Genomic DNA, 21,648 nt, shown 5'->3' on the forward strand with positions numbered 1-21,648 from the left:
TTTATGGATTTGAAAAATTTTCGTAGTCTAACGAATACCGAAATCGAAATTCTAACGAAGAACCAATGTTTTTCAGACAACTGGGATAATATTCATGTTGCGGATGGTTTTATTGCCGAAAATGTAAAAAGTTCAACTTTTTCAGGGAACATTTTTATCGGTGCATTGAATGGCAGAAAACAGTTTTGGGGAGGCATTGAAAGAAATTGTGGAATTTATGATGCTCACATCCATAATTGTAAAATAGGGGATCAGGTATATATTAATCACGTAAAAAACTACATCGCCAATTACGAAATTGGTGATCATGTGATAATTGATAATATTGATCTTTGCGCCGTTGACGGAACTAGTTCTTTCGGAAATGGTATTAAGGTTGAGGTAATGGATGAAACCGGAGGGAGAAAGGTTACGATCTACAATAAATTATCTGCTCATCTGGCATATATTCAGGCATTTTATAAACATAGAGATCAGCTTTCCGATAAAATAGAAAAATTAATTCAGGAATACTCTGCTGAAATAAGTTCATCTAAAGGTATTATTGGTGATCATGCAGTAATTGCTAACTGCAAAGAAATAAAGAATGTAAATATTGGTGAGTACGCTGAATTGAATGGTGCCAGCAAACTCGAAAATGCTTCGTTAAATAGCAAGAAAGTTGCACCGGTTAAAATCGGTCACGATGTAATCGCTAAGAATTTTATCATCTCAACAGGTTCCGAAATATCAGATGGTGCTATTGTTGACCATTGTTTTATCGGGCAGGGGTGTATATTAAGCTCGCAGTACTCTGCGCAAAATTCCCTATTCTTTGCAAATTGCCAGGGTTTTCATGGTGAATCATGCTCGGTATTTGCTGGACCGTATACGGTGACTCATCATAAATCTACCTTGCTAATAGCAGGAATGTTCTCTTTTTGTAATGCAGGGAGTGGTTCAAACCAGAGTAACCACATGTATAAGTTGGGGCCAATACATCATGGTATTGTAGAGAGAGGTTCAAAGACCACCAGTGATTCATACTTGTTATGGCCTGCAAAAATTGGAGCCTTCACGCTGGTGATGGGACGCCACTATAAAAATTCAGACACTTCGGATATGCCTTTCTCGTATTTGGTTGAAAATAAGGATGAAAGTTGGCTGGCTCCGGGTGTAAATCTGAAAAGCGTAGGTACCATCAGGGACGTGATGAAATGGCCGCGTCGAGACGTTCGAAAAGACCCGGAAAAATTGGATTGCATAAATTTCAACTTATTGAGCCCATTTACAATACGCAAAATGTCAAACGGGATTGATGTATTGAAGAAAATTAAGGAGATATCTGGGGAAACAACAGAAGTTTTTTCATACAATAACACAAAGCTCAGGCGTGATGCTCTTAAAAGAGGATTGGAGCTGTATCATATGGCAATTATGAAGTTTATAGGGAACTCTGTAATTACCCGTTTGAATACCTGCCAACTCGAAAATATTGATCAGGTTCACAAATGTTTGTCTCCTGATTCTATTGTTGGAAAAGGAAAATGGATTGATCTGGCAGGATTGATTGCTCCCGATGAGGAAATTACTGAAATGCTGGATAGCGTTGAATCAGGCAAGATATCTAGCCTTGATAAGATTGACGAAGTCTTTAAGATATTGCATGATAATTATTACAATTATGAGTGGAACTGGACCTTTGATTTCATAGCTGAATACATGGGGAAACCTGTCAATGAAATGTCATTGGAAGAACTGGTATCAATTATTGATCAATGGAGGAAAAGTGTTGTAGGTATTGATGAAATGTTGTATGAAGATGCTAAAAAAGAATTTCGCCTGGAATCAATGACTGGTTTTGGAATTGATGGCGATAAACGCATCAAGAAACTCGATTTTGAAAACGTTCGTGGAAAGTTTGAGGATAACACTTTTGTAACCGAAATTTTGGATCATATCAAACGGAAAACAGCTTTGGGGGAGCGTGTCATCAATCAATTAAATTCGGTGAAGGTCTTAAATTAGTCGTTTCTCAAAGCCTCTGAAAGCGGTTCCTTCATTGCTAATTTTCCAGCAATCAATATCCATACAGTTGCACTCGCGAATACAAGGATGGCTACAATAAACGTCCAGTAGACTAACCCTTGATAAAGATTGGACAATAAACTTGGAAGTGCTGAAATAACTGCAGGGATAGCTCCAATACAAATAGAAAGAATGACTACAATTAGATATTCAGTAAAGGATATCTTGAAGAGTTTTCTTCGCGTATATCCTGTCGCTTTCAATAAAGCGAACTCGCTTCGTTTTTCCATCAAGCTTCTGAATATTACTATCCCGAGCCCAATGGTTCCTATTAGCAGTCCCAATGCGCCTAATTGCAGGAAGATATTTAGATAGGTATTCTCAATTTGGTAAAACTGAAGCAAACGTTCTTTTGTCGGGGTAATATCAATTCCGTAATTGCGAAAAGCTGATTGTAATGTTTCCACATCGTTGGACCCTCCTTCAGCTAGCAAGATTTGAGAACCACTGACAGAAGGGAAGTTTTCCAGAAAATATTCATCGGCTATCAATACATTTCCCTGAAAAATTGAATTTGCCAATCCTCCTATTAATTTTAGTGTGACGTTTTCACCGGATTCGTTTTTATAGACTAAGGTGTCGCCAACAGTTTTTCCAAATCCCCATTTGATAACAGTTTCATCAGCAATTGCAGGAATTTGTCCGTTCGGGAGTTTTTTGTTTAAAGAGAGCCAAGGATGTTTCTCATCCAATTCATCAGTTTTTGTAATGAAGGTAAATGATTGTTTTTCATCAAAAGGCTGTGGATCAAAGCCCAGAACTTTGGGACGACTAATTCTATTTAAGTTCAGGCAACTGGCATCATCGCCAGATAACGCACGAAATTGTACGAAATTCCATGTTGAATTCTCCAGACCAAACTCAAACTGTCCCTCGCTGGAATTTAAATCCTGCAAAACAGGCAAGCTTGTTTCTGTAAAAAAAGTATAACCACCTGTCCCTGATGAAGGCTGATCTGCGTTGCTGGTTAAATCTTTACGGTTCAGTCCCGTTGAAAGTACCAGAAAAATGCCAACCGAAAGAAAACTGACCAGCATGATATTCTTTTTCCGATTGAAATGAATTCGTTGCCAAATCATCTGTGAATAAGATCGTAAAGATCTATTGGTAGATTGTCTTTTTATGAAATAGGCATTCAGCAACAAGATTAAAGCGGGTAATAACCCAAAGCCACTAGCAAAGAAAATATTAGGATTGACTTCACCTCCTTTGATTGACATTCCCAAGAGAACCCCAATCGAACCGACTAATAGCGCGAGTCCGATAATAAAACTGGTTGATGCTTTTTTCTTTCCAATAGATTCTTCTTCTCGCAGCGATTTGGACGTGCTTTTTGTATACTTTTTCAATATAAGCCAGACTGTTAACAGTCCAATAACTAAGATGCTTATTATTGCTTTTAGAATGGCAGAAAAAGTTACATGAGCTACAAGTATTGATGTTAAAACAATGTCATACCAAATCGTGCCAATCGCGTTTAAAATAAGGCTGTTGTATGCCAATCCTATCGGGATTCCCAAAATAATTCCAGTAAGAATTATAAAAGTGGACTCATTAAAAAATACAATACGTATTTTTGATGAATTGAATCCAATGGCTTGCAGCGTTGCTATTTCTTGCCTACGGAAATTTAGATAAAGCTTGAACATAAGGTATGCCAGTAGGAGAGCCGCAAACAAGACAAAAAAACTAAGTCCGATAAATAGTCCTCCAAAATCAACACCATTACTTGCAGCATTCATTCCTTCTGACTTCGCAGCGGTAACCTGAAACCCCACAGCGGTAGGTGAAAGTTGATTTAGCAGTTTTTGCTGAATCGTTTGTTTGTCCAATGAGTTAAAGCGCAAGGCTGTTGAAGCACCAAAGCGATTTTTCCAGAGTTTTTTAGCCGTTTCGATATTCACAAATGCTTTAGGTGTTCCTTTGTATTGATTCCAGTAGTCTTCGTCTTTTTGCCGAATAGAAGACAAGTCAACAGGAACCCCGGTTTCCCAGTCACTGCAATGTCCTGCATCTGAAAGCCCCGGTATCTCGGGCATCAATAGTTGATCTGCCCATTTCCCTTCCAATGGAACAATTTGCTTGACGACAAACTGGTGGCTTTCATTCTCCAACTTTCTCAAGGGGCCAACCACAAAATAATTGAGGTTGATTGTGTCACGGGTTTTGGCAGAGAGATCTTCAGCAAGCCATTGATTGATGGTTATCTCATTCTCATTTATTGGTTCAATTTCATTGGGCACACCACTTACGAATGAGTAAGGAGTGTTTTTATCACCAAGCTTGAACTCATTGACAAAATAGGAGAATACGGAATAGCTGTTTTCAAAATTACTTTTGACAAATCCTTCAATTTCGGGTTCGAAGAACACACGATCAGAAATTAGCTCAGTAAATCCCAACTGCTGATCATGTCTGATTTGTAAATTGAGATCATCTAGCTGCCAGTGTTTTGATATCTTCTCAAGGAGTTCGGAATCAGTTGTATTTTGTGCATTGACCAAAATAACGTTGGCTTTATTTGCAAGTTCCAACTGGTCATTCAACCATTCTTTTGAAATGAAGATGTTCTTGGGCGATGATTGAATGTTTAGCAAATTGAAATTTCCGGTTTGATCAATTTGGGCAATATCTTTGATCGTTACGCGAAAGGATATGCTGGTTTCATCCGCCGATACAAATGGGGTGTTCGAAGGGAAAGTACTCAGTTTATTTACTCGAATAAGAAGTTCCTGCCCTTTTTTAATTCCTAAAATCTTCGCCAGATGATCGTTAATAACAGCTTCTCCGTTTTCTATATTAAAAAGGCTGTCTGTCCCCGCAAATGAATTGAATTGATCATCTACACCCCAAACCTGTAGTTTATTTGCCCGGGCTTCGCCACCGTTTAAAATCGCCATTCCATTGGCTAGTAACAGACTGGAGGTTCTTAGGCCGTCTTCATTTATTTCATCAGAGAGGGCTGATCGAAACAAACGTTCGCCAGCAGTAATGACATATTCAGTATTCCCCAGGCGGCTGACCGTAATTTGTTGCAGGCTGAATTTAACAGAGTCGCCAATGATAAATGCACCAAGAAGAATAGCCATACTAAGTGCAACCCCCAAAATGACAGTTAAATTGAGCTTGAAGAAATGGAGGAACGATTTTATGGTATAGCGAAACAAATTCATCTTATTGTTGGATCAGTTTTCCATCAGTTAACTGGTAAATTTTGTCCATCTTTTTGGCAAGTTCTATCGAGTGAGTTACAACGAGCAGAGCCGTTTTTTGACTTTCATTCAGTTGAATGATCATATCGGTTAGCTGGGACGAAGAATGATGATCCAATGCACCCGTTGGTTCATCGGCAAGTACTAGTTTTGGACGATTGATTAAAGCACGGGCCACAGCCGTTCGTTGGCATTCTCCACCAGAAAGTTGACCTGGTTTTTGTTGTTTCACTGCGTCTAATCCAAGTGAACGAATTAATTGATTTGCATGAGCCAAATCATCATCGTCAACTTTCTTTTTATTGGCTAAAATGGGAACCAAAATATTATCAAGCAAACTAAGTTGGGGTAGCAAATGATGTAACTGGAAGACAAAACCAATGGATTGATTCCGAAATGCCGACAGTTCTTTTTCGTTTTTATTGAAAACGGGCTGATCATCAATAAGTATTTCACCAGAATCTGGTCTGTCCAATGTTCCAATTAAATTTAGCAAGGTGGTTTTTCCAGAACCGGATGGCCCGACAATTGCCACTTTTTCGCCACTTTTAATACTAAATTTTAAATCATCCAGAATGGTTCTTTTTTCCCCCGAACCGGATAAAAAGCTTTTGTAAATGTTTTTTACTTCAAGCATGGGTTATACTTTCTTTTTGGTGAATTGCTCGTAAATATCGACTAGCTTTTCAGCCTGCTTGTTAACGTCAAAATGTTCTTTCACACCAGCGAGGCCTTTCTTGCTGAGATCTGTAAGTTTTTCTTTATCAAGAATAAGGCTTGATATGGCCTTGCTTAGTTTTTTTGCTGAGTTTGGGTGATAGGTAACGCCACCTTCTGAAAGTCCAACTACTTCGGGGAATGCTCCCAGAGCTGGTTGAACCAACGGGATTCCGGAGGCTAAAGCTTCGAGTTGATAAAGGCCAAATGCTTCTCCATTTAATACAGGAACGGATAATAAAGAGACCGAATCAAAAAAGATTTGACGGGCTTCACCTTCAAATTCTTCCACCCATAAAACATCTTCTTCGAGCTTCGCTTCTTTTATTTTGTGTTTTTGCTCTTTGATGAAGGCAGTATCATCATTCGTTTTTCCACCAGTAATTTTCAGCTTGACTTCCCTGTATTTTTCATCTTCTTTTAAATGAATAAATGCATCAACCAAAACGCCCAATCCATTTTCCTCGCACATGCGTGAAATGAACCCGATAATTGGCTGTTTTTGTTCAATCGGAACAACTTTATAATCGGCTGCATCCACACCTATGTAATTTTTGAACAATTTTCCATCTTCAATTTTTAGCCGCTTTTTCATGGCTTCGGCATAAAAATCACTGACTGCAATAAATGCGTCAATTTCCTTTCCCCGCTCGGTCATAAGCTCCCACGATTCTTCCCGGAATTTATCAGACATGACATCTACCCAAACATCTTCGTCTTGCAGGGAACAAACTACGGGAATATCCATTTCCTGTTTAATTCGCCGGGCGAGACCTATTAATAAGGCATTTGAAAGATGAACAATATCGGGTTTGGCTTCATCTTTTAACCAGTGAACCATTCGCTCCAACTCTTCTTTCTGTAAACCTTCTTCGCCCAAAAGCATGGAAACAGTCATTTCTTCCAATCCTTTTGCCCTCGTCGATCCTGCATTTTGTGCAGCAAGGTGAAGTACTTTTTTCGAATCGAGTATATTATCAACAAAAGCAGGCATGTGCCGGAATAGAGGGAACCGCTGTTTCAAATAAGTATTGACAGCACCATAAAATACAGGCACTTCATTCAAATCGTGAGCGTCATCAAAAATAGGGAGGTACAAAGGAACTTTAATGACTTGCTTGCCCAAATCAAGCAAGGCCTTCATGTATTTACTATCGCGCAGGCAATTTCCACAGTAGAAACTACCGCCGGAACCAGGTATGATATGAGCTATTTTCATCTTTAAAAATTTCAATTACTAACTTCCAGCTCTCAGCATCCAACTTCTATTTATTCTCCAAACACATAAATCCGTCCATCGTTCGCTCCGATGATAATTTTTCCTTTATATAGTGCAGGAGAACTCACAATTTGACTGCCAATTTCGTATTTCCATACTTCGCTACCATCCTCTAAGTTATGAATAAAGAGCATCCCATCCATGGTCGCTGTTACAATTTTTTTGTCAGCAATGACCGATGACGAATTGATTCGGTTAGTCAGCCGTTTATCCCATATTTTCTCACCCGTTTTCCGGTCAAAACAATAGAGGTTTCTATCTTCATTTCCAATTACAATTTTGTCTTTCGAAACTGCAGCCGATGAAATAAAAGGAAGGTTTTTCTCCTCATTGTCATAAGTCCACTCGATTTTACCTTCTTCTAAATTCACACAGAAAAATTGACCTTCATAGTCGCCCACATAGGCAAAGTCATCAACAATAGCGGGAGATGAAGCCACATAGGTTTCAATATTGATCTTTCGAATTGCTTCCCCGGTTTCTAAATCCACTACATGCAGATAACCATCGCATCCGCCAAAAACAACGTTATTTTCCCATAGTGCAGGTGCACCGTTAATGAAATTATCTGATTCATATTTCCACAGATTAGTACCGTCTGTAAGATCTACTCCGTGCAGGTAATAATCGTAGCTTCCAACCGCTAATACTTTTTGCCCGTCTACTTCATTCCAATTGGCAGAGCCGATGATTTGGTTGTCAGTTTCATATTTCCAAATAAGGTTGCCAGAGTCTGCATTTAGGTTGATTAGCCACCCATCTAAAATCCCAAATATGACTGCATCGTCTATAATGATTGCAGGTGCTTCAATCGCATTTTCAGCGTTGTATTTCCACTTTAACTTTCCGTCGAAATTAATTGCGTAAAAACTTCCATCTGTTGATCCACAGTAAATTACATCATTTTTAACCACAGGAGAAGCTTTGATGTCATCGCCAGTGGGGAACGAAAAAAGTAGTTTTAGATTACCGGGAAGCTTGTTTGAAACAGATGCCGTTAATTGGCGGTCACCACGGAACGTTAGCCATTCGTTTTGTGCGAACAATGAAGGAGTGAAGAACAGAATTAAACCAATTAATAAATATTTTTTCATAAGCTATTTTGAAATTCCGAATCAAGTTCGGGACGACCTTTCATTTAGAGTTGTTCTTCAATATCAGTCATTGACAGTGCTCCGGTTGGGCATTTTTCAGCAACCAAAGCAGCTGTTTTTTCCAGTCCTTTCTCTACACTTTCATTGAAAGGAACTCCAACTTTTACATCAAAACCCCTGCCAATAAAACTAAAACCAAAAGTTTCCTGGTATTGTTGGGTTATTCGTACACAAATTCCACATTTGATACACTTTGATGGCTCATAAACAATGTTTTGTGGTGAAAAGCTCTTTTGAACAGAAATTCGTTCGTCGTATTGAAACCGTTTTTGAACAGCTCCAAATTCGTCTGAGAGTTCCCGTAGTTTGCAACTCTCAGGATTCCGGCAGTCACAATGCAAGCACCTGTTGGCTTCCGCAATTGCTTCTTCTATTGTAAAACCTGTTGCTTTTCCATTCTTTGGTTGATGTCGGTCTGATTTGTCAGATTCCTTTAAATATTCGGCGAATTCCAGTTGACGTAATTTTCCAAATTTGGAGTTGAACCGCTGATGAAGTTCATTTAGTTCGCCTGATTGAAACCATTTATCAAGAATTTGTGCGAGCTCTTTTCCCTGCCCAACCGAACGTACAGCAAGTTTTGATGAACGCAATGCATTTCCAATGGCAAATACGTTTTCTTTAGAAGTTTGATAAGTGGTTTTATTAATGACAATTCCATTCGTTGTTGTTTTTAATTCCCACCTATTGGCCAATTCCGGATTGTTTCCAGTGGCAATAATTACCGCATCAAACTCTGTTGTAAGTTGATTGAATTTGTCTTTGTCAATATCAACCTGATAGTCAATTTTTATATTAGAATGGAGAATGACTTGAATTTCATTTTCTAAAACCTGGCTTGGAAGAACATCTTCTTCAATCTTTAACAAGTCACCGCCGGCTTTTTCATTTTTCTCAAAGATTTGAACTTGATGTCCGTTCTTACTGAGATAAAAAGCTGCTGCCAATCCAGCGGGGCCAGCACCAATGATTGCCACTTTCTTTCCTGATGTTTTCGGTGTTTTTAAAGGTTGATTTTCTTTTGTAAGGTCTTCATCAGCGACAAATCCTTTCAGCAGACAAATGGAAACCGGATTATCAACCTGTTTGCGTCGACATCCTGCTTCGCATGGGGCAGGGCAGATACGTCCAAGAATGGCGGGTAGCGCAATGTCCTTTTTGACTACTTCAATTGCTTTTTCAAAATTTCCTGCTGCAATTAGGCGATTCATCAGCGGAATGTTCATATGGGCCGGGCAAACCAATTGGCAGGGAGCTTCACAATCGCCAACATGCTCACTCAGCAACAATTCAAGAGAAGCTTTTCGTGATTCGCGGCACAGTTCGTCGTCTGTCACCAATTCCATGCCATCCATCGCCGGAACGGAACATGAGGGGATCAGCCTTCCGGTTTTGGCGTCTTTTACCAAACAAACCATACAAGATGTGAAATGCTCGGTTCCTTCCAAATGGCACATAGTTGGAATGTGGATTCCAATAGTTTGAGCCGCTTCGAGAATTGTCTTTCCTTTTGGAACTTCAACTGATGTGTTATTTATTTTGAGTTTGATCATCTTTGTGTTTCGAGTTACGGGTTGTTTCCCTGTTTTTTTCAACGTATTGAATAAACTTATTGATTTTGGCTCCCAATGAATTGTATTCTTCTTATTAGGTCGTTTAGTTCCGTATTCGAGAAATACAACTCATTTATCATTGTAAGTTGAGAGAACGCTTCATCGCAAGAAGCATGAGCATAAACAAAAAAACGAATAAAATCATTTTTGTATCGTCTTCTTCCATACCCCTCAACAATATTATCTTTTATACTTTTTGTCGATCTTCTGACCTGGCTGCCTTGTTCGTAAAGCTCGTGTTTCGGTAAGCCCATAGTCATTTTGTGAACTTTAATTGCCAGTTCGTGAGCCAATTTGTATATGTCTAAGTCCGTGTAGTTTTTCATAGTATTTTAACTTGTAACCCGCAACTTGTACCTCGTAACTCACTTCACCTCCACCGCATCCACCGGGCAAACCTGACGGCATGCATCGCATTTAATACAAAGCTCGGTGTTTATTTCGTGTTTTTTATGTGGCTCGAATTTAATGGCGTCCACCGGGCATTTTTGTGCGCATTTGGTGCAGCCAATACATTCATCATTAATGGAGTATTGAACTAGCCCGGTGCATTTTCCTGCCGGGCAGCGGCCTTCAATATGTGCTTCATATTCTTCGTAGAAATACTTCAGCGTGGTAATAATTGGATTTGGTGCTGATTTGCCCAAATTACATAGGCTTCCTTTTTGCGTCCATTCTGCCAAATATTTTAGTTCTTCCAAATCTTTCTTAGTCCCTGTTCCCTCGGTTATTTTGGTGAGGATGTCCAACATCCGTTTGGTTCCGACTCGGCAAAAAGTACATTTACCACACGATTCATGCTGCGTAAACGAAAGGAAGTATTTGGCAATATCCACCATGCAGTCGGTTTCGTCGAGGACAACCAATCCACCAGAGCCCATCATGGCACCGACTGCAATTAACGATTGATAATCAATTGGTGTATCATATAATGAAGCAGGGATGCAGCCGCCTGAAGGGCCTCCAACCTGTACCGCTTTGAATTTTTTGCCATCCTGAACACCACCACCAATTTCTTCAACAATCTGTCGAATCGTAATTCCCATAGGGACTTCAATTAAACCACCACGGTTAATTTTACCCGCTAATGAAAATACCTTGGTGCCTTTAGAGCCATCAGTACCAATCGAGCTAAAGTGGTCTTTCCCTTTACGGAAAATATAGGAGACCATTGAAAACGTTTCCGTATTGTTGATGAGAGTGGGTTGACCCCACAATCCTTTTTGTGCAGGGAAAGGCGGGCGTACTCTCGGAAAACCTCGGTTTCCCTCGATGGAGGCAATTAGTGCTGTTTCTTCACCGCAAACAAAAGCACCAGCTCCTTCATAAATTTGTAAATCAAAGTTGAAATCGGAACCCAATATGTTCTTGCCAAGCAGGTTTTGCTCTCGGCAATTAATGAGGGCTTGACGGATTCGCCTAACGGCCAGTGGGTATTCAGCGCGAATATAAAAATAGCCTTCATCAGCCTGCACGGCTTTAGCTGCAATCAACATTCCTTCGATCACTCGATAAGGATAGGATTCTAAAAGCATGCGATCCATGAATGCGCCAGGGTCGCCTTCATCACCATTGCAAATCAGGTATTTTCGTTCGCCGATTTCTTTCTTGGCGAGTTCCCATTTTAGTCCGGTTAAAAATCCGGCACCACCTCGCCCTCTCAAACCACTGTCTTTTACAGTGCGAATGACTTCATCAGGATTCATTTCCAAGGCGATTTTTAGCGCATCGAAACCACCATTCTGTTTGTATTCTTCAATATCCAGCGGATTAATGAAGCCGCGGTGTTCCGTTGCAATCGGAATTTGCCGGTCTAAAAAGTTGGAAACCATTTCATCACGCACATCAATTGAGTATCGCTCCACAGGTTCCCAAACCTCGTCAGTTTGTACTTTTTCAAGGTAGTTATACGCTTTGTTTGCCACTCGCTTAAACAGGCTTTGTGACTTAAAATGAGTATCTATAATTTGACGAACTTCTTGTGGCTTTACTTTGGCGTAAAGCTTGCTTTTTTTGTCTTTGTCAATCACTTCAACAAGCGGAACCTGGTGGCACATTCCTACACAGCCAACATGTTTAAGTTGGACATTGATTCCACTTCCAACTACCGATTCTTCAATCTCTTTTTTTACATCTTCACTGCCGCTGGCAACACAACAAGAGCCAAGTCCAATGCGAATTTCTCCTTGAAATTCTGAATCACCACTGTCTTTGAATAGTTTCTTTTTGCTTGTTTTGCCCACCTGACTCTCAAAATCGTGAATCAATGTTTCCACCATGTCGGTGGTCACGTGGCCGTAGGTCACATCATCAATTTGAACAACCGGAGCAAGGGTGCAACAACCCAGACACGAAACTTTGTCAAGTGTATATTTGCCAGATGGATCAGTAATTTCATTGCCCGAAAGTTTAAAATGGCGTTTAAATGCATCATAAACCTGCACTGCACCTTTTACGTGACAAGCCGTTCCAATGCATATTTTGATCATGTGCTCGCCAACGGGCTGCATTCGAAATTGGGAATAGAAGCTAGCAACACCTGTGATGTCAGCTGGAGTGATTTCTGTTGTTTCAGCCAAATGACGCAATGCTTCTTCAGGCAGATAATTAAATTCATCCTGAATTGCCTGCAGAATAGGAATCAACGCTTTTTTAGTTGTTCCTTTTGAAGCAATAATCTCGTCTGTTTTGCCGATTATATCTATTGTGATTTCTGCCATTCCCTTTTATTTTCCAATACAATACAAATTTTCAAATCCCCTCAAATAAATCCGTCCGTCGGAAAATGCTGGTGTGGATGCTGCTTTTTCACCTAATTCTGGTTCCGCAACTAACTCGAATTCTTTCGCCATTTTGATGATGTGCATTTTACCACTCATATCCATGATGTATATTTTCCCATCGGCCAGAATTGCTGAACCATAAAAGCCATCGTTGTATTCCTGCTCCCAGTATTTGGTTCCGTCTTTGGGATCATAGCAAGCTAAAACACCATAGCTGGTTGCAATAACCAACAAGCCATCAGCCGCCAAAGGACTGGAAACTTCAGGTAAATATTCATTGTCTTCCCATAGGATTTCTCCATTGGACACATCAATCGCTGCTAAAGTCGCGTATTCGTTTGCTGCGTAAGCAATGCCATCTGTGTACCCAACTGACGGGCCAACTTCACCCATCATGCATTCAGCTTTCCAAAGTTCTTCTCCGGTATTAGGATCGTAAGATGCCACCAATGGTTCTGCGTTGAGAATTAGTTGATCCTGATTTCCTGTGTCGACTAACACCGGTGATGCCCATGAAATGCGAACTCCAGATCGGATGGTTTCCCATGCAGGTTCACCTGAGGCCGTGTTGAAAGCCATGACCTTACCTCCTTTATTGGTATCGTATTGGACAATTAATTTGTCTTTATAAATTACTAGTGAAGATGAATGACCATAATGGTTATCCGGAACTCCCAGGTTTTTTGCCCAAAGCCTATTTCCATTCATGTCGAATGAAATCAAATCGCCTGTGCCGAAAATTGCAAAAACTGCATTTCCATTAGTTGCCATAGTAGGAGCTGCCAATCCAGTATCTTCAGTTACATTAGGCATTTTTGCCGGAGATCCTGGAATGTTGTCAGCATTTGCCTGCCAAAGAAGAGCTCCTGTGTTTCTATCGTAGCAATATACTTGTCTGGCAGTTTTATCTGCTCCGCTAATGAATAATTTATCACCCCAGATGATGGGAGAATTGTATCCGTGCTTTGGGGTTTTTACTTTCCACAATACATTTTCGCCAGTTGCACCATCCCAATTTTCAGGAGTATTGGTTTTCCAGGCTACTCCATTCCCTTGTGGACCGCGGAAAAACGGATAATTCTTTTTGAGCTCAGCCAAAGTTACCCCTTCACTTACTGCTGGTTTTGATGTCGGCTTTTCAGTTTCTTTCTGAACAGCTGAAGTTTCTTGTTGATCAGTTGCTACTTCTTTTGGAGTTTCAGTTTCCCCTTGAGCTTGTTCTTCAACAATTGCTTCTTCTTTTATTTCACTTGATTCTTGTTCTGCTTTAGTAGTGATCTGGATGACTTCAGGGTTGTTTCCAGCATTATCGTTGCTATCAGTTAGTGCCAATTGTTTTGGGGAGTATTCTTCCAATGAATTAAAAGATAAGAAGCCGGCCACAAGTGCCAATGTAAATAAACCTCCTCCTGCATAAATAACCCACTTTCTTGCAAGCTGTTTATCGAGAAACGGATCCTTTTCAATGCCCTCCAGTTCGTCTAATTTTGATTTTAGCGAATTTCGGTAACGGACAGCCAATGTAAATAGAATCACTCCAAAAATGAGCATATAAGCTCCTGTCCTGACTTGCCACTGGCTAGTGAAATAAGCTTTTCGAATCAACAAATCAAGCGCACGAATATCTTCTTTTAGAGCTTCATCCTGTGGATTGTCTTTTAACCGTTCTACCAAGGTATTTAGAGCTTTGCTTTCCAGTGGGTCAACTGATTTGAATTGTAGGTAGTTGGCAATTAGTAGTACACAAATCATCAGGCTGAATAGCGCAGAAAACCATGCGATGGCTCTTGAAATGTTTATTTTATCTTTTACTGAAATACTCATATGTTCGATACTTGATATTCGATATTAGTTTTTTAGGTATTTATTTTGACTGGACAATAATCCATACACCGTCCACAACTCAGGCAGTTGGTTTTGTCTGGTTGATAATCTTCTCTGCTTCTGTGTGATGACAATTTGACCAAAGTAAGTCCGATAACCAATCCTAAGAATGCTCCAATAATCCATCCTCCCCAGTAGAACTGGCTTTGAATTTCTTTAGCTTCTACAACTAATTGATCCATGCTTTTTCCCGATTGCATAAACGTGCGGGCATCAATGTGATCCGGATTTTGTTTCAATTCGGGATGTTTGATTAATTCATCAGCCAATGAAACTGTTGGATTCATTTTTGAAAGCGGCACATGCAACATGGACACAGCTAAACCACCTAGTCCCATCCATAAAGGGATAAACATTAAATAAACAATGAAACGTTTCACATCTGTTCGACGATTGCCGGTTTCTTTAACAGGCTCGGCGATGGCGCCAAATGGACAAGAGTTGGCACAAAGTTTACACTGAATACATTCCTTGGGGGTGATGGTCAAATGTTTTTTAGAGAAGGTTGACATCCAGCCCAGAAGAACTCCATAAGGGCAAAAGAAACGACAATAGGGGCGAGCAACAAACACGCCAACCAGTAGGAATAATCCACCTAACAACAGCATCTGAAATTCGGCATCAAAGCGGAAAATGCCCACGAACGGATCGTATCTGCAAATGATGAAATCTGATTTGGTGACCGCGTATAAGATGGCGAGTGACAGGTAAATATATGGAATGATTCCCAATACTTTTTGTAACCATTTGGGCAATTCAATAGGTCTGAAAGCTACTAGGTCCTGAATAGCACCCAGCGGGCAGACTCCGGCACAAAAGGTTCTTCCAAAGAACAATGCAACTCCCAGTGGAATTAGGAAAAAAAGCAACGCTGTTAATGGTAAGGTATAAGCGGGATCAAAAATAGCCAAGGCAACATTTTGAATGGCACCGATGGAACAAATACAACCTTCCCGGTAAAATCCAAAATAGAGCAACGAAAAGATTGAAGTCCAGAAAATGCCACTTCTCGAGCGTTTTTTTAGAGCAAAGTAAGTTACCAATCCCAAAACCAAAATGAGCACGGTTACATCCAGGTATTCGAGAAACAATGCTCTTGGTGCAGTTTGGGACGTTGGTGGTTGCAAATAACCAGTCTCAAACTCGGGTTTTGGAAAGCGCTGCTTGGCCTGTGCCCAAACAGGTAGGCTAATTAAAAATGAAGCTATTGTAAATAGTATATGTTTAACTTTATTCATGTTTATGCAGGATCATTACCGGCGGTGAAATCGCCTTTTATCATATATGGATTACTTGCGGGAACACGTTGAAAGGCATCCGCCGGGCAAACTCTGGCGATGGAGCATTCATTGCAATTTACGCAGATGTCATGTCTGACCTGAAGGTGCAATGACCCGTTGCCAAAGGCAGTGCAACCGGCTACACATTTAGCACAGCCGATGCATAAATCTTCAATGATTTCATATTCAAAATAGGGTTCCTCTACAAATTTTCGTTTGATGGCAGCAGTTGGACAAAGCTGATTTTCTGCTGCAGTGGAACGTTCATTGGCATCTGGTTTCAGATAGCCACCGCACAAATCGCAATATCCACAAAGATCATATGCGTGAACACATTTTACAGCCGATGGCGATACTACACAATAGTCGGCGCAACGTCCACATTGAACACATTTAAAGGGATCTATTTGCCACACATAATCATCGGCACTGACTTTTAGAGCTGAAAAGCCGGCAATCCCGGCCAAGCCAAGCCCTAATGAAACTTGCATGCCTTTTTGGATAAATTCCCGACGATTGGTTGATATTTTTTTCTTATCGCTCATTTTCCCGACTTAATTTTGCTTTATCCAACTCACACCCTTCAAATTTTGAGCAGTTTTTGCAGAATTGATCAGGTTTGCAGATTACATCAACCTGGTTCCTTTTCAGCAAGATAGCAGTTCCGGATAGCATTCCTGCTGCAATCCCCAATTGGAGGCTCTTTCTTATAAATTCTTTTCTATCCATTCTTTTTCGCTTCAAAAATGCGTACCTGATTTCGATTGAAGTCCAACAGGAATATTTTCCCGTTATCATCAACAGCAACATCTGGTGCGGGAGAGGCTTCATCAAACTGATTTGGCGCAGCAACTACTCCCTGATACTCACCATGCTGGTCGTATATTTTTACCCGAACGATTCCTTTTTCGCTGGTCACGAAGGTGTTGTCATCCATAATGGTCATGTGTGCCGGATTGCAACAACCGCTGAACCCTTCGGTTTTTACTGACGATTGTGTCCAGCTTGAGCGCAAAGCACCTTCAGCGGTATAATTTTCTAAACTATGTCTTCCCGGATTTACAGCCCATAAATAACCTTCTTCGTTCAATGCTATATCAAAGTAAGGACTGGGAATTACATAACCAGGAACGGCTTTGTCATCGTCCTTTTCACCAATTCGAAGAATGATTTCTCCTTCTTTTGAGCATTGATATACTACCCGGTTTCCGGCATCTGCAACAAAGATTTTGTCAGTTGTCGGGATAATGGATGTTATTACTGAGCGTGGACCAAATGATTCCCAACTTGTAAGCAATTCTCCATCTGAATTGTATGCCACAACCTTATTTTTTAATCCCAAATAGATTTCGCCAGTTGGTGAAAGTTTAATACAGGTAGCTGTTGAGTCTATTTCAAATGATGATAACTCTTCACCATTTTCATTGATTTGGGAAACCAGTCCCTTGGCTGCAACAAAAATTCCGTTCTCAGAAACGTCAATTCCTGTAGGATATTCAGCAGTTAGTTGGATGGTTTTAACCTCGTTGTATAAGATTTCAGAAGGATTGACTTTCGTATATTCACTTACATCAAATGCGTATGGATTCTCGATGTCCTTCCCTTTTTTATTGGTCACAAAGTCACGAACAATGATAAAGGCAATGGCCATTGCCATTACAATCAGGAGGGTATTTATGATAGTTTTGTTCTTCATGTTTATTTACTGATGTCAAGACAAAACATGGTTTTTGAATCCCTCATTAAGAGACGTCCGTCGGCGATGGCAAGCGGAGCCCAGGCATCATGCCCATCACAAATTTTCTTTTGGGCCAGTTGAATGTATTGTTTCGTATCTGGTTTAATCATGGTTAATGTTCCGTCGTCACTGAGAATATACATTTTACCATCTGCAATCATATACGGCCCTAAACCAAAGCGGTTGGTTTTTCCGGATATCCAAACAGGCGTCGTTACGTCATCGGGATTTACGCAAATTAGCTGGTTACGGTTTGCTCCACCATCTTTAGGTAGAATTCCAAACAAATGCCCCTGCCAAACCACAGGTGTTTGCTGTTCACTGGCAAGACCTCCGTTCGCTTTGTATTCATTTAAAACCTGTACGTCAAACTTTTCCTCATTTGGTACCACTTTGATCATCATTCCGCCTGCTCCATAGCCTGCTGTCAGGAAGATTCTGCCATCCTTAAAAATGACAGGAGACGGAGCAACCACGGAGTGATTCCATGCATTACTTTGGAACAAAACCTGACCTTCGGTTTCTTCATCCGCAGAAATACCACAAACACCACCATCTGCACTGTACACATACATTTTTTTTCCATTCAGCTCCATGGGCACGATGGACGAATGTGACATCTTCCACAACATCGTATTTGGAGTTTCCCAAAGTATTTCTCCGGTTTGCAGATCAACGGCAATCATGATGGCTTTTCCGCCGGGAGCAAGAATGGCTTTGTTGCCATCAATTAATGGGCATTGAGCAGTATACCATTGCGGTAGTTCAGATTCATATTTTTTCATTAAATCCAATCCCCAAAGTAAATCGCCGGTTTCACGTTCAACACACATAACCTGCCCCCGAGGACCAATACTAAGTACATAATCTTCAGTAACAGTAGGAACTGTTCGGGACATGCCATGATTTCGTTTAATATGGATTCCGTATGAACGCCGCCAAATTTCTTGTCCATCTTCTAACGAGAAGCAGCGAAGAGCATCTTCCCGTTTTTCTTCATCGTAATCGAGTAAGAAAACCTGTCCTTTATAAATAGCTGGACCGGCATGCCCTTCACCCAATTCGACAGACCATAGAATTTCGGGTTCATTTTCATCCCACGAGTCTTTTAATGGAACGGCATCCTTCTTAATGTTATCAAAATCTTCCCCTCTGAAACGAGGCCAGGTGCCCTTCATCTCGGGTGCGGAATGGTCAAACAATTTAAATTTTTCACCAATGCGGATGATTTCTTCAATCAGGCTTCCCGATTTCCGATTGTCGGCACCGGGCTTGCTGATATCAAAATTGGAAGTAGGATCTTTTGTCAGCCAAAAAATCAATGAAATGATTCCAATGCCAATTGTGATCCCAACTGCGATATTTACGAGTTTGTTATTCAATTTTCTGCTGAGATATTGTATACCTGCATCACTTCACCATGACGTAGGAAAAGTTTACCATTATAAATATACGGGTGAGACCAGTATGGACCGCTTCCTTCTTTCATTTGGAACGAGCTAACAACCTCGAATCCTTTAGGATCTGGTTTTACCAAACCAACATTTCCGCTTTTTTCCTCGAAGCAATAAAGCATGCCATCAGCGTAAATGATTGCACCCTTAGTATTCCATTCAGAGTTGTACATGATTTCTCCAGTCTCCCAGTTCTTACATAACCAACTTCCTTTACGGTTATTTTCCCAGTTAGAACCATAGATATAGCCATCTAATTCAATTACACCGTGATGATGGTTATCAAAAATAGTGTCGGTATATACTTCTTCAAACCCCGTAGCATCGCTGTTTACTTTAACCATCTTAGCTGGATAGTCATAACCCAATGTTAAAAAAATCTGGTCGCCTTTATACACGGGGACATTTGTCCAGATCATCCCTTTGGGTTGATATTTCCACACATCTGGGTTAAAATATTTATAGACCATTTTGATTTCTCCATCATCCGGATTCAGTGCAAGTAAATGGCTGGCTGTAACTGCTAAGATATACTGATTTCCTTGATATTCATACAATGTGGGTGACGCATATGAACGCTGTCCTTCAATACATTCAGACTCCCAAACTTCTTCACCAGTTATTTTGTTGAAAGCTACCACTGAAGTTTCGGTTCCGGCAGGAGTACAAATCACTTTGTCGTCTACTATTAAAGGAGATTCTGAAACTCCCCAAATATGCCAGTCAGCGTGGTAATCTTTATCTACATTCTGTTTCCAGTTAATCTCACCAGTCTCAGCATTGAGACAAACCAGTTCGCCAATTCCACTGATTATATAAATCCGGTCGTTTTCAATAGTAGGTGTGCTTCTGGTATCAGGGAATGATTTCTTCCAGGACTCGCCATATGGCACTTGCCATTTTTTATTACCTGAGTAATCAATACAAGTGATGTAATCTAATGTGTCGATCATTCCGGTTACATAGATATATTTTTCAGTACCAATTACTGAGGAAAAGCCTTTACCTAAGCTGTCTACCTGAATTAAAAGTTCAGGTCCCTCAGCTGGCCATTCTTTTAGTAAGTTTGTAGACGGAAATTTACCATCTCGATTAGGCCCTCTGAATTGAGCAATTTGAGCCTGCATCATCGACGGTAAAATGAGGATTATTAGTAACAGAATTTTTATTTTCATATAAAAGTTGATTTAGGTAATTTTCAATTAACAGGTGTTTTTATGCAGAAATTTTATAGGCTACTAAAGCGTTTCCGTGTCGTAAATAAAGAACACCATTTGCAATAATGGGATGCGACCAATGCTGGGCAGAACCGAATTTCACTTTTGTTTCTGATATAATGTCGAGTTTTTCAGGATTAGGATTAACCAAGGCTAATTCTCCACGGTCAGAATAGATGATGAATTTATCTGCAGCCATTATAATGACACCATTAGCTAATTCCGTACTTTTAAATTTCTCCTCACCGGTTTTCCAATCAAGGCAGTGCCAGCCCCGGTTGTTGTGTCCCGAGCCGTATAAGTAACCATCCACGATCATTGCTCCTCCCATTTGGTTATCTAACAATTCCGTACTCCATGCCTTTTCAATGGCCGAACCATCAGCATTCAAATTAAGGCGAACACCTCCTTGGCCATACCCGCTGAAACAAAAGACTGCTTGATCTTCATAGAGTGGTGTATTGGGATGAATGTTGTACTGGTTAGGATGTGGATAACTCCATAGCATTTTACCTTGATCAGCATCAATACCAACGATTTGATCACCAGTATGTGTAACCAATAATTTTCGTGTTGGTAAATTTACCAGAAGTGGAGTACAATATGCAGATGGTTGACCTTTTGCCTGTGCTGACCAAATTATCTCACCATTAAATCGGTTTAGTGCGACCATATTTTGTTCTGGTCCACCTGCTGTAAAGTAGATTTTTTCACCATCCACAACTAACGATTCATTAACTCCAAACATCAAGTTTTTTGCTTCAAAATCTCCCAGATTTTTTGACCAAAGCTGGCTGCCATCGTTAAGGCTCATGCAAACAACCTGACCATGTCCAGTATAAAAATACGCTAGATCTCCTACAATAGTTGGAGCTGAGCGAGTTCCCGGGTAATTAACTTCCCATTCTTTAGCGTAGATATATTTTTTCTCAAGATCACCATTCTCATTGAAGATGAATAAAGTTCCCTGGTTGTCAACCATGCCGGTGCAATAAATTTTGCCATTTGCAAATACTGGCGATGCATGTCCTTCTCCAAGCTCTTCAAAACTCCACAAAACCTCGGGACCTGATTCAGGCCATTGGGTTAGCAAGTTGGGAACATCGTATTTTGCATCCAAATTTACACCTCTCCAGTGTGTGGCTTCCTGGGCATTTACATTGATAAATGATGTAACCACTAGAATCAGAACAGTTAATTGCTTATACATAGTTTAATAGTTAAAGATATTGAGACCAAATTTATCTAAC

16 protein-coding genes are annotated in these 21,648 nt (G+C 40.3%); 1 reads left to right on the forward strand and 15 read right to left on the reverse strand.

Going from position 1 to position 21,648, the window contains the following annotated elements:
* Positions 1 to 3: 3 nt before the first annotated feature.
* Positions 4 to 2,007, forward strand: coding sequence for a DUF4954 family protein (locus ACUNWD_RS15585; RefSeq protein WP_445588763.1), 2,004 nt, complete (start codon positions 4 to 6; stop codon positions 2,005 to 2,007).
* On the opposite strand, the gene ACUNWD_RS15590 is transcribed toward ACUNWD_RS15585, so the two are convergent.
* Genes ACUNWD_RS15590 through ACUNWD_RS15660 form a run of 15 tightly spaced genes read right to left on the reverse strand, consistent with a single transcriptional unit; the run spans position 2,004 to position 21,608 of the window.
* Positions 2,004 to 5,240, reverse strand: coding sequence for an FtsX-like permease family protein (locus tag ACUNWD_RS15590; protein WP_445588764.1), 3,237 nt, complete (start codon positions 5,238 to 5,240; stop codon positions 2,004 to 2,006). The two genes, ACUNWD_RS15585 and ACUNWD_RS15590, sit on opposite strands and share 4 nt — an antisense overlap.
* A 1-nt stretch (position 5,241) precedes the next feature.
* Entirely contained in the window at positions 5,242 to 5,916 is a 675-nt protein-coding gene (locus ACUNWD_RS15595) for an ABC transporter ATP-binding protein (protein ID WP_445588765.1), read from the reverse strand.
* Positions 5,917 to 5,919: 3 nt separating this feature from the next.
* Entirely contained in the window at positions 5,920 to 7,215 is a 1,296-nt protein-coding gene (locus ACUNWD_RS15600; RefSeq protein WP_445588766.1) for a glycosyltransferase family 4 protein, read from the reverse strand.
* Positions 7,216 to 7,265: 50 nt separating this feature from the next.
* Complete coding sequence (locus tag ACUNWD_RS15605; RefSeq protein ID WP_445588767.1) at positions 7,266 to 8,369, reverse strand: outer membrane protein assembly factor BamB family protein; 1,104 nt, start codon at positions 8,367 to 8,369, stop codon at positions 7,266 to 7,268.
* 44 nt (positions 8,370 to 8,413) lie between these two features.
* Positions 8,414 to 9,982, reverse strand: a complete 1,569-nt coding sequence (locus tag ACUNWD_RS15610; protein ID WP_445588768.1) for an FAD-dependent oxidoreductase — start codon at positions 9,980 to 9,982, stop codon at positions 8,414 to 8,416.
* A gap of 56 nt (positions 9,983 to 10,038) precedes the next feature.
* On the reverse strand, positions 10,039 to 10,368 hold the full coding sequence (locus ACUNWD_RS15615; protein WP_445588769.1) for a four helix bundle protein: 330 nt from the start codon (positions 10,366 to 10,368) through the stop codon (positions 10,039 to 10,041).
* A 39-nt stretch (positions 10,369 to 10,407) separates the two neighbouring features.
* The gene (locus ACUNWD_RS15620) at positions 10,408 to 12,762 is read right to left on the reverse strand and encodes an NAD(P)H-dependent oxidoreductase subunit E (RefSeq protein ID WP_445588770.1); all 2,355 of its coding nucleotides are present in this window, start codon (positions 12,760 to 12,762) and stop codon (positions 10,408 to 10,410) included.
* A 6-nt stretch (positions 12,763 to 12,768) separates the two neighbouring features.
* Positions 12,769 to 14,649, reverse strand: coding sequence for an outer membrane protein assembly factor BamB family protein (locus tag ACUNWD_RS15625; RefSeq protein WP_445588771.1), 1,881 nt, complete (start codon positions 14,647 to 14,649; stop codon positions 12,769 to 12,771).
* Positions 14,650 to 14,681: 32 nt separating this feature from the next.
* A complete protein-coding gene (locus ACUNWD_RS15630; RefSeq protein WP_445588772.1) occupies positions 14,682 to 15,947 on the reverse strand; it encodes a 4Fe-4S binding protein in 1,266 nt (421 codons plus the stop codon).
* A gap of 2 nt (positions 15,948 to 15,949) precedes the next feature.
* Positions 15,950 to 16,534, reverse strand: coding sequence for a hypothetical protein (locus ACUNWD_RS15635; RefSeq protein ID WP_445588773.1), 585 nt, complete (start codon positions 16,532 to 16,534; stop codon positions 15,950 to 15,952).
* Entirely contained in the window at positions 16,524 to 16,718 is a 195-nt protein-coding gene (locus tag ACUNWD_RS15640) for a hypothetical protein (RefSeq protein ID WP_445588774.1), read from the reverse strand. Before ACUNWD_RS15640 ends, ACUNWD_RS15635 begins: the two co-directional genes overlap by 11 nt.
* Entirely contained in the window at positions 16,711 to 17,685 is a 975-nt protein-coding gene (locus tag ACUNWD_RS15645) for a hypothetical protein (protein WP_445588775.1), read from the reverse strand. Before ACUNWD_RS15645 ends, ACUNWD_RS15640 begins: the two co-directional genes overlap by 8 nt.
* Positions 17,686 to 17,687: 2 nt before the next feature.
* Positions 17,688 to 19,109 carry an outer membrane protein assembly factor BamB family protein gene (locus ACUNWD_RS15650; RefSeq protein ID WP_445588776.1) on the reverse strand — a complete coding sequence of 474 codons (1,422 nt, stop codon included), beginning with the start codon at positions 19,107 to 19,109 and terminating at the stop codon, positions 17,688 to 17,690.
* Complete coding sequence (locus ACUNWD_RS15655) at positions 19,106 to 20,356, reverse strand: outer membrane protein assembly factor BamB family protein (RefSeq protein ID WP_445588777.1); 1,251 nt, start codon at positions 20,354 to 20,356, stop codon at positions 19,106 to 19,108. The genes ACUNWD_RS15650 and ACUNWD_RS15655 overlap by 4 nt, the downstream gene beginning before the upstream one ends.
* Positions 20,357 to 20,396: 40 nt before the next feature.
* Complete coding sequence (locus ACUNWD_RS15660) at positions 20,397 to 21,608, reverse strand: outer membrane protein assembly factor BamB family protein (protein ID WP_445588778.1); 1,212 nt, start codon at positions 21,606 to 21,608, stop codon at positions 20,397 to 20,399.
* Positions 21,609 to 21,648 lie beyond the last annotated feature (40 nt).

It is taken from the genome of Sunxiuqinia sp. A32 (assembly GCF_052690465.1).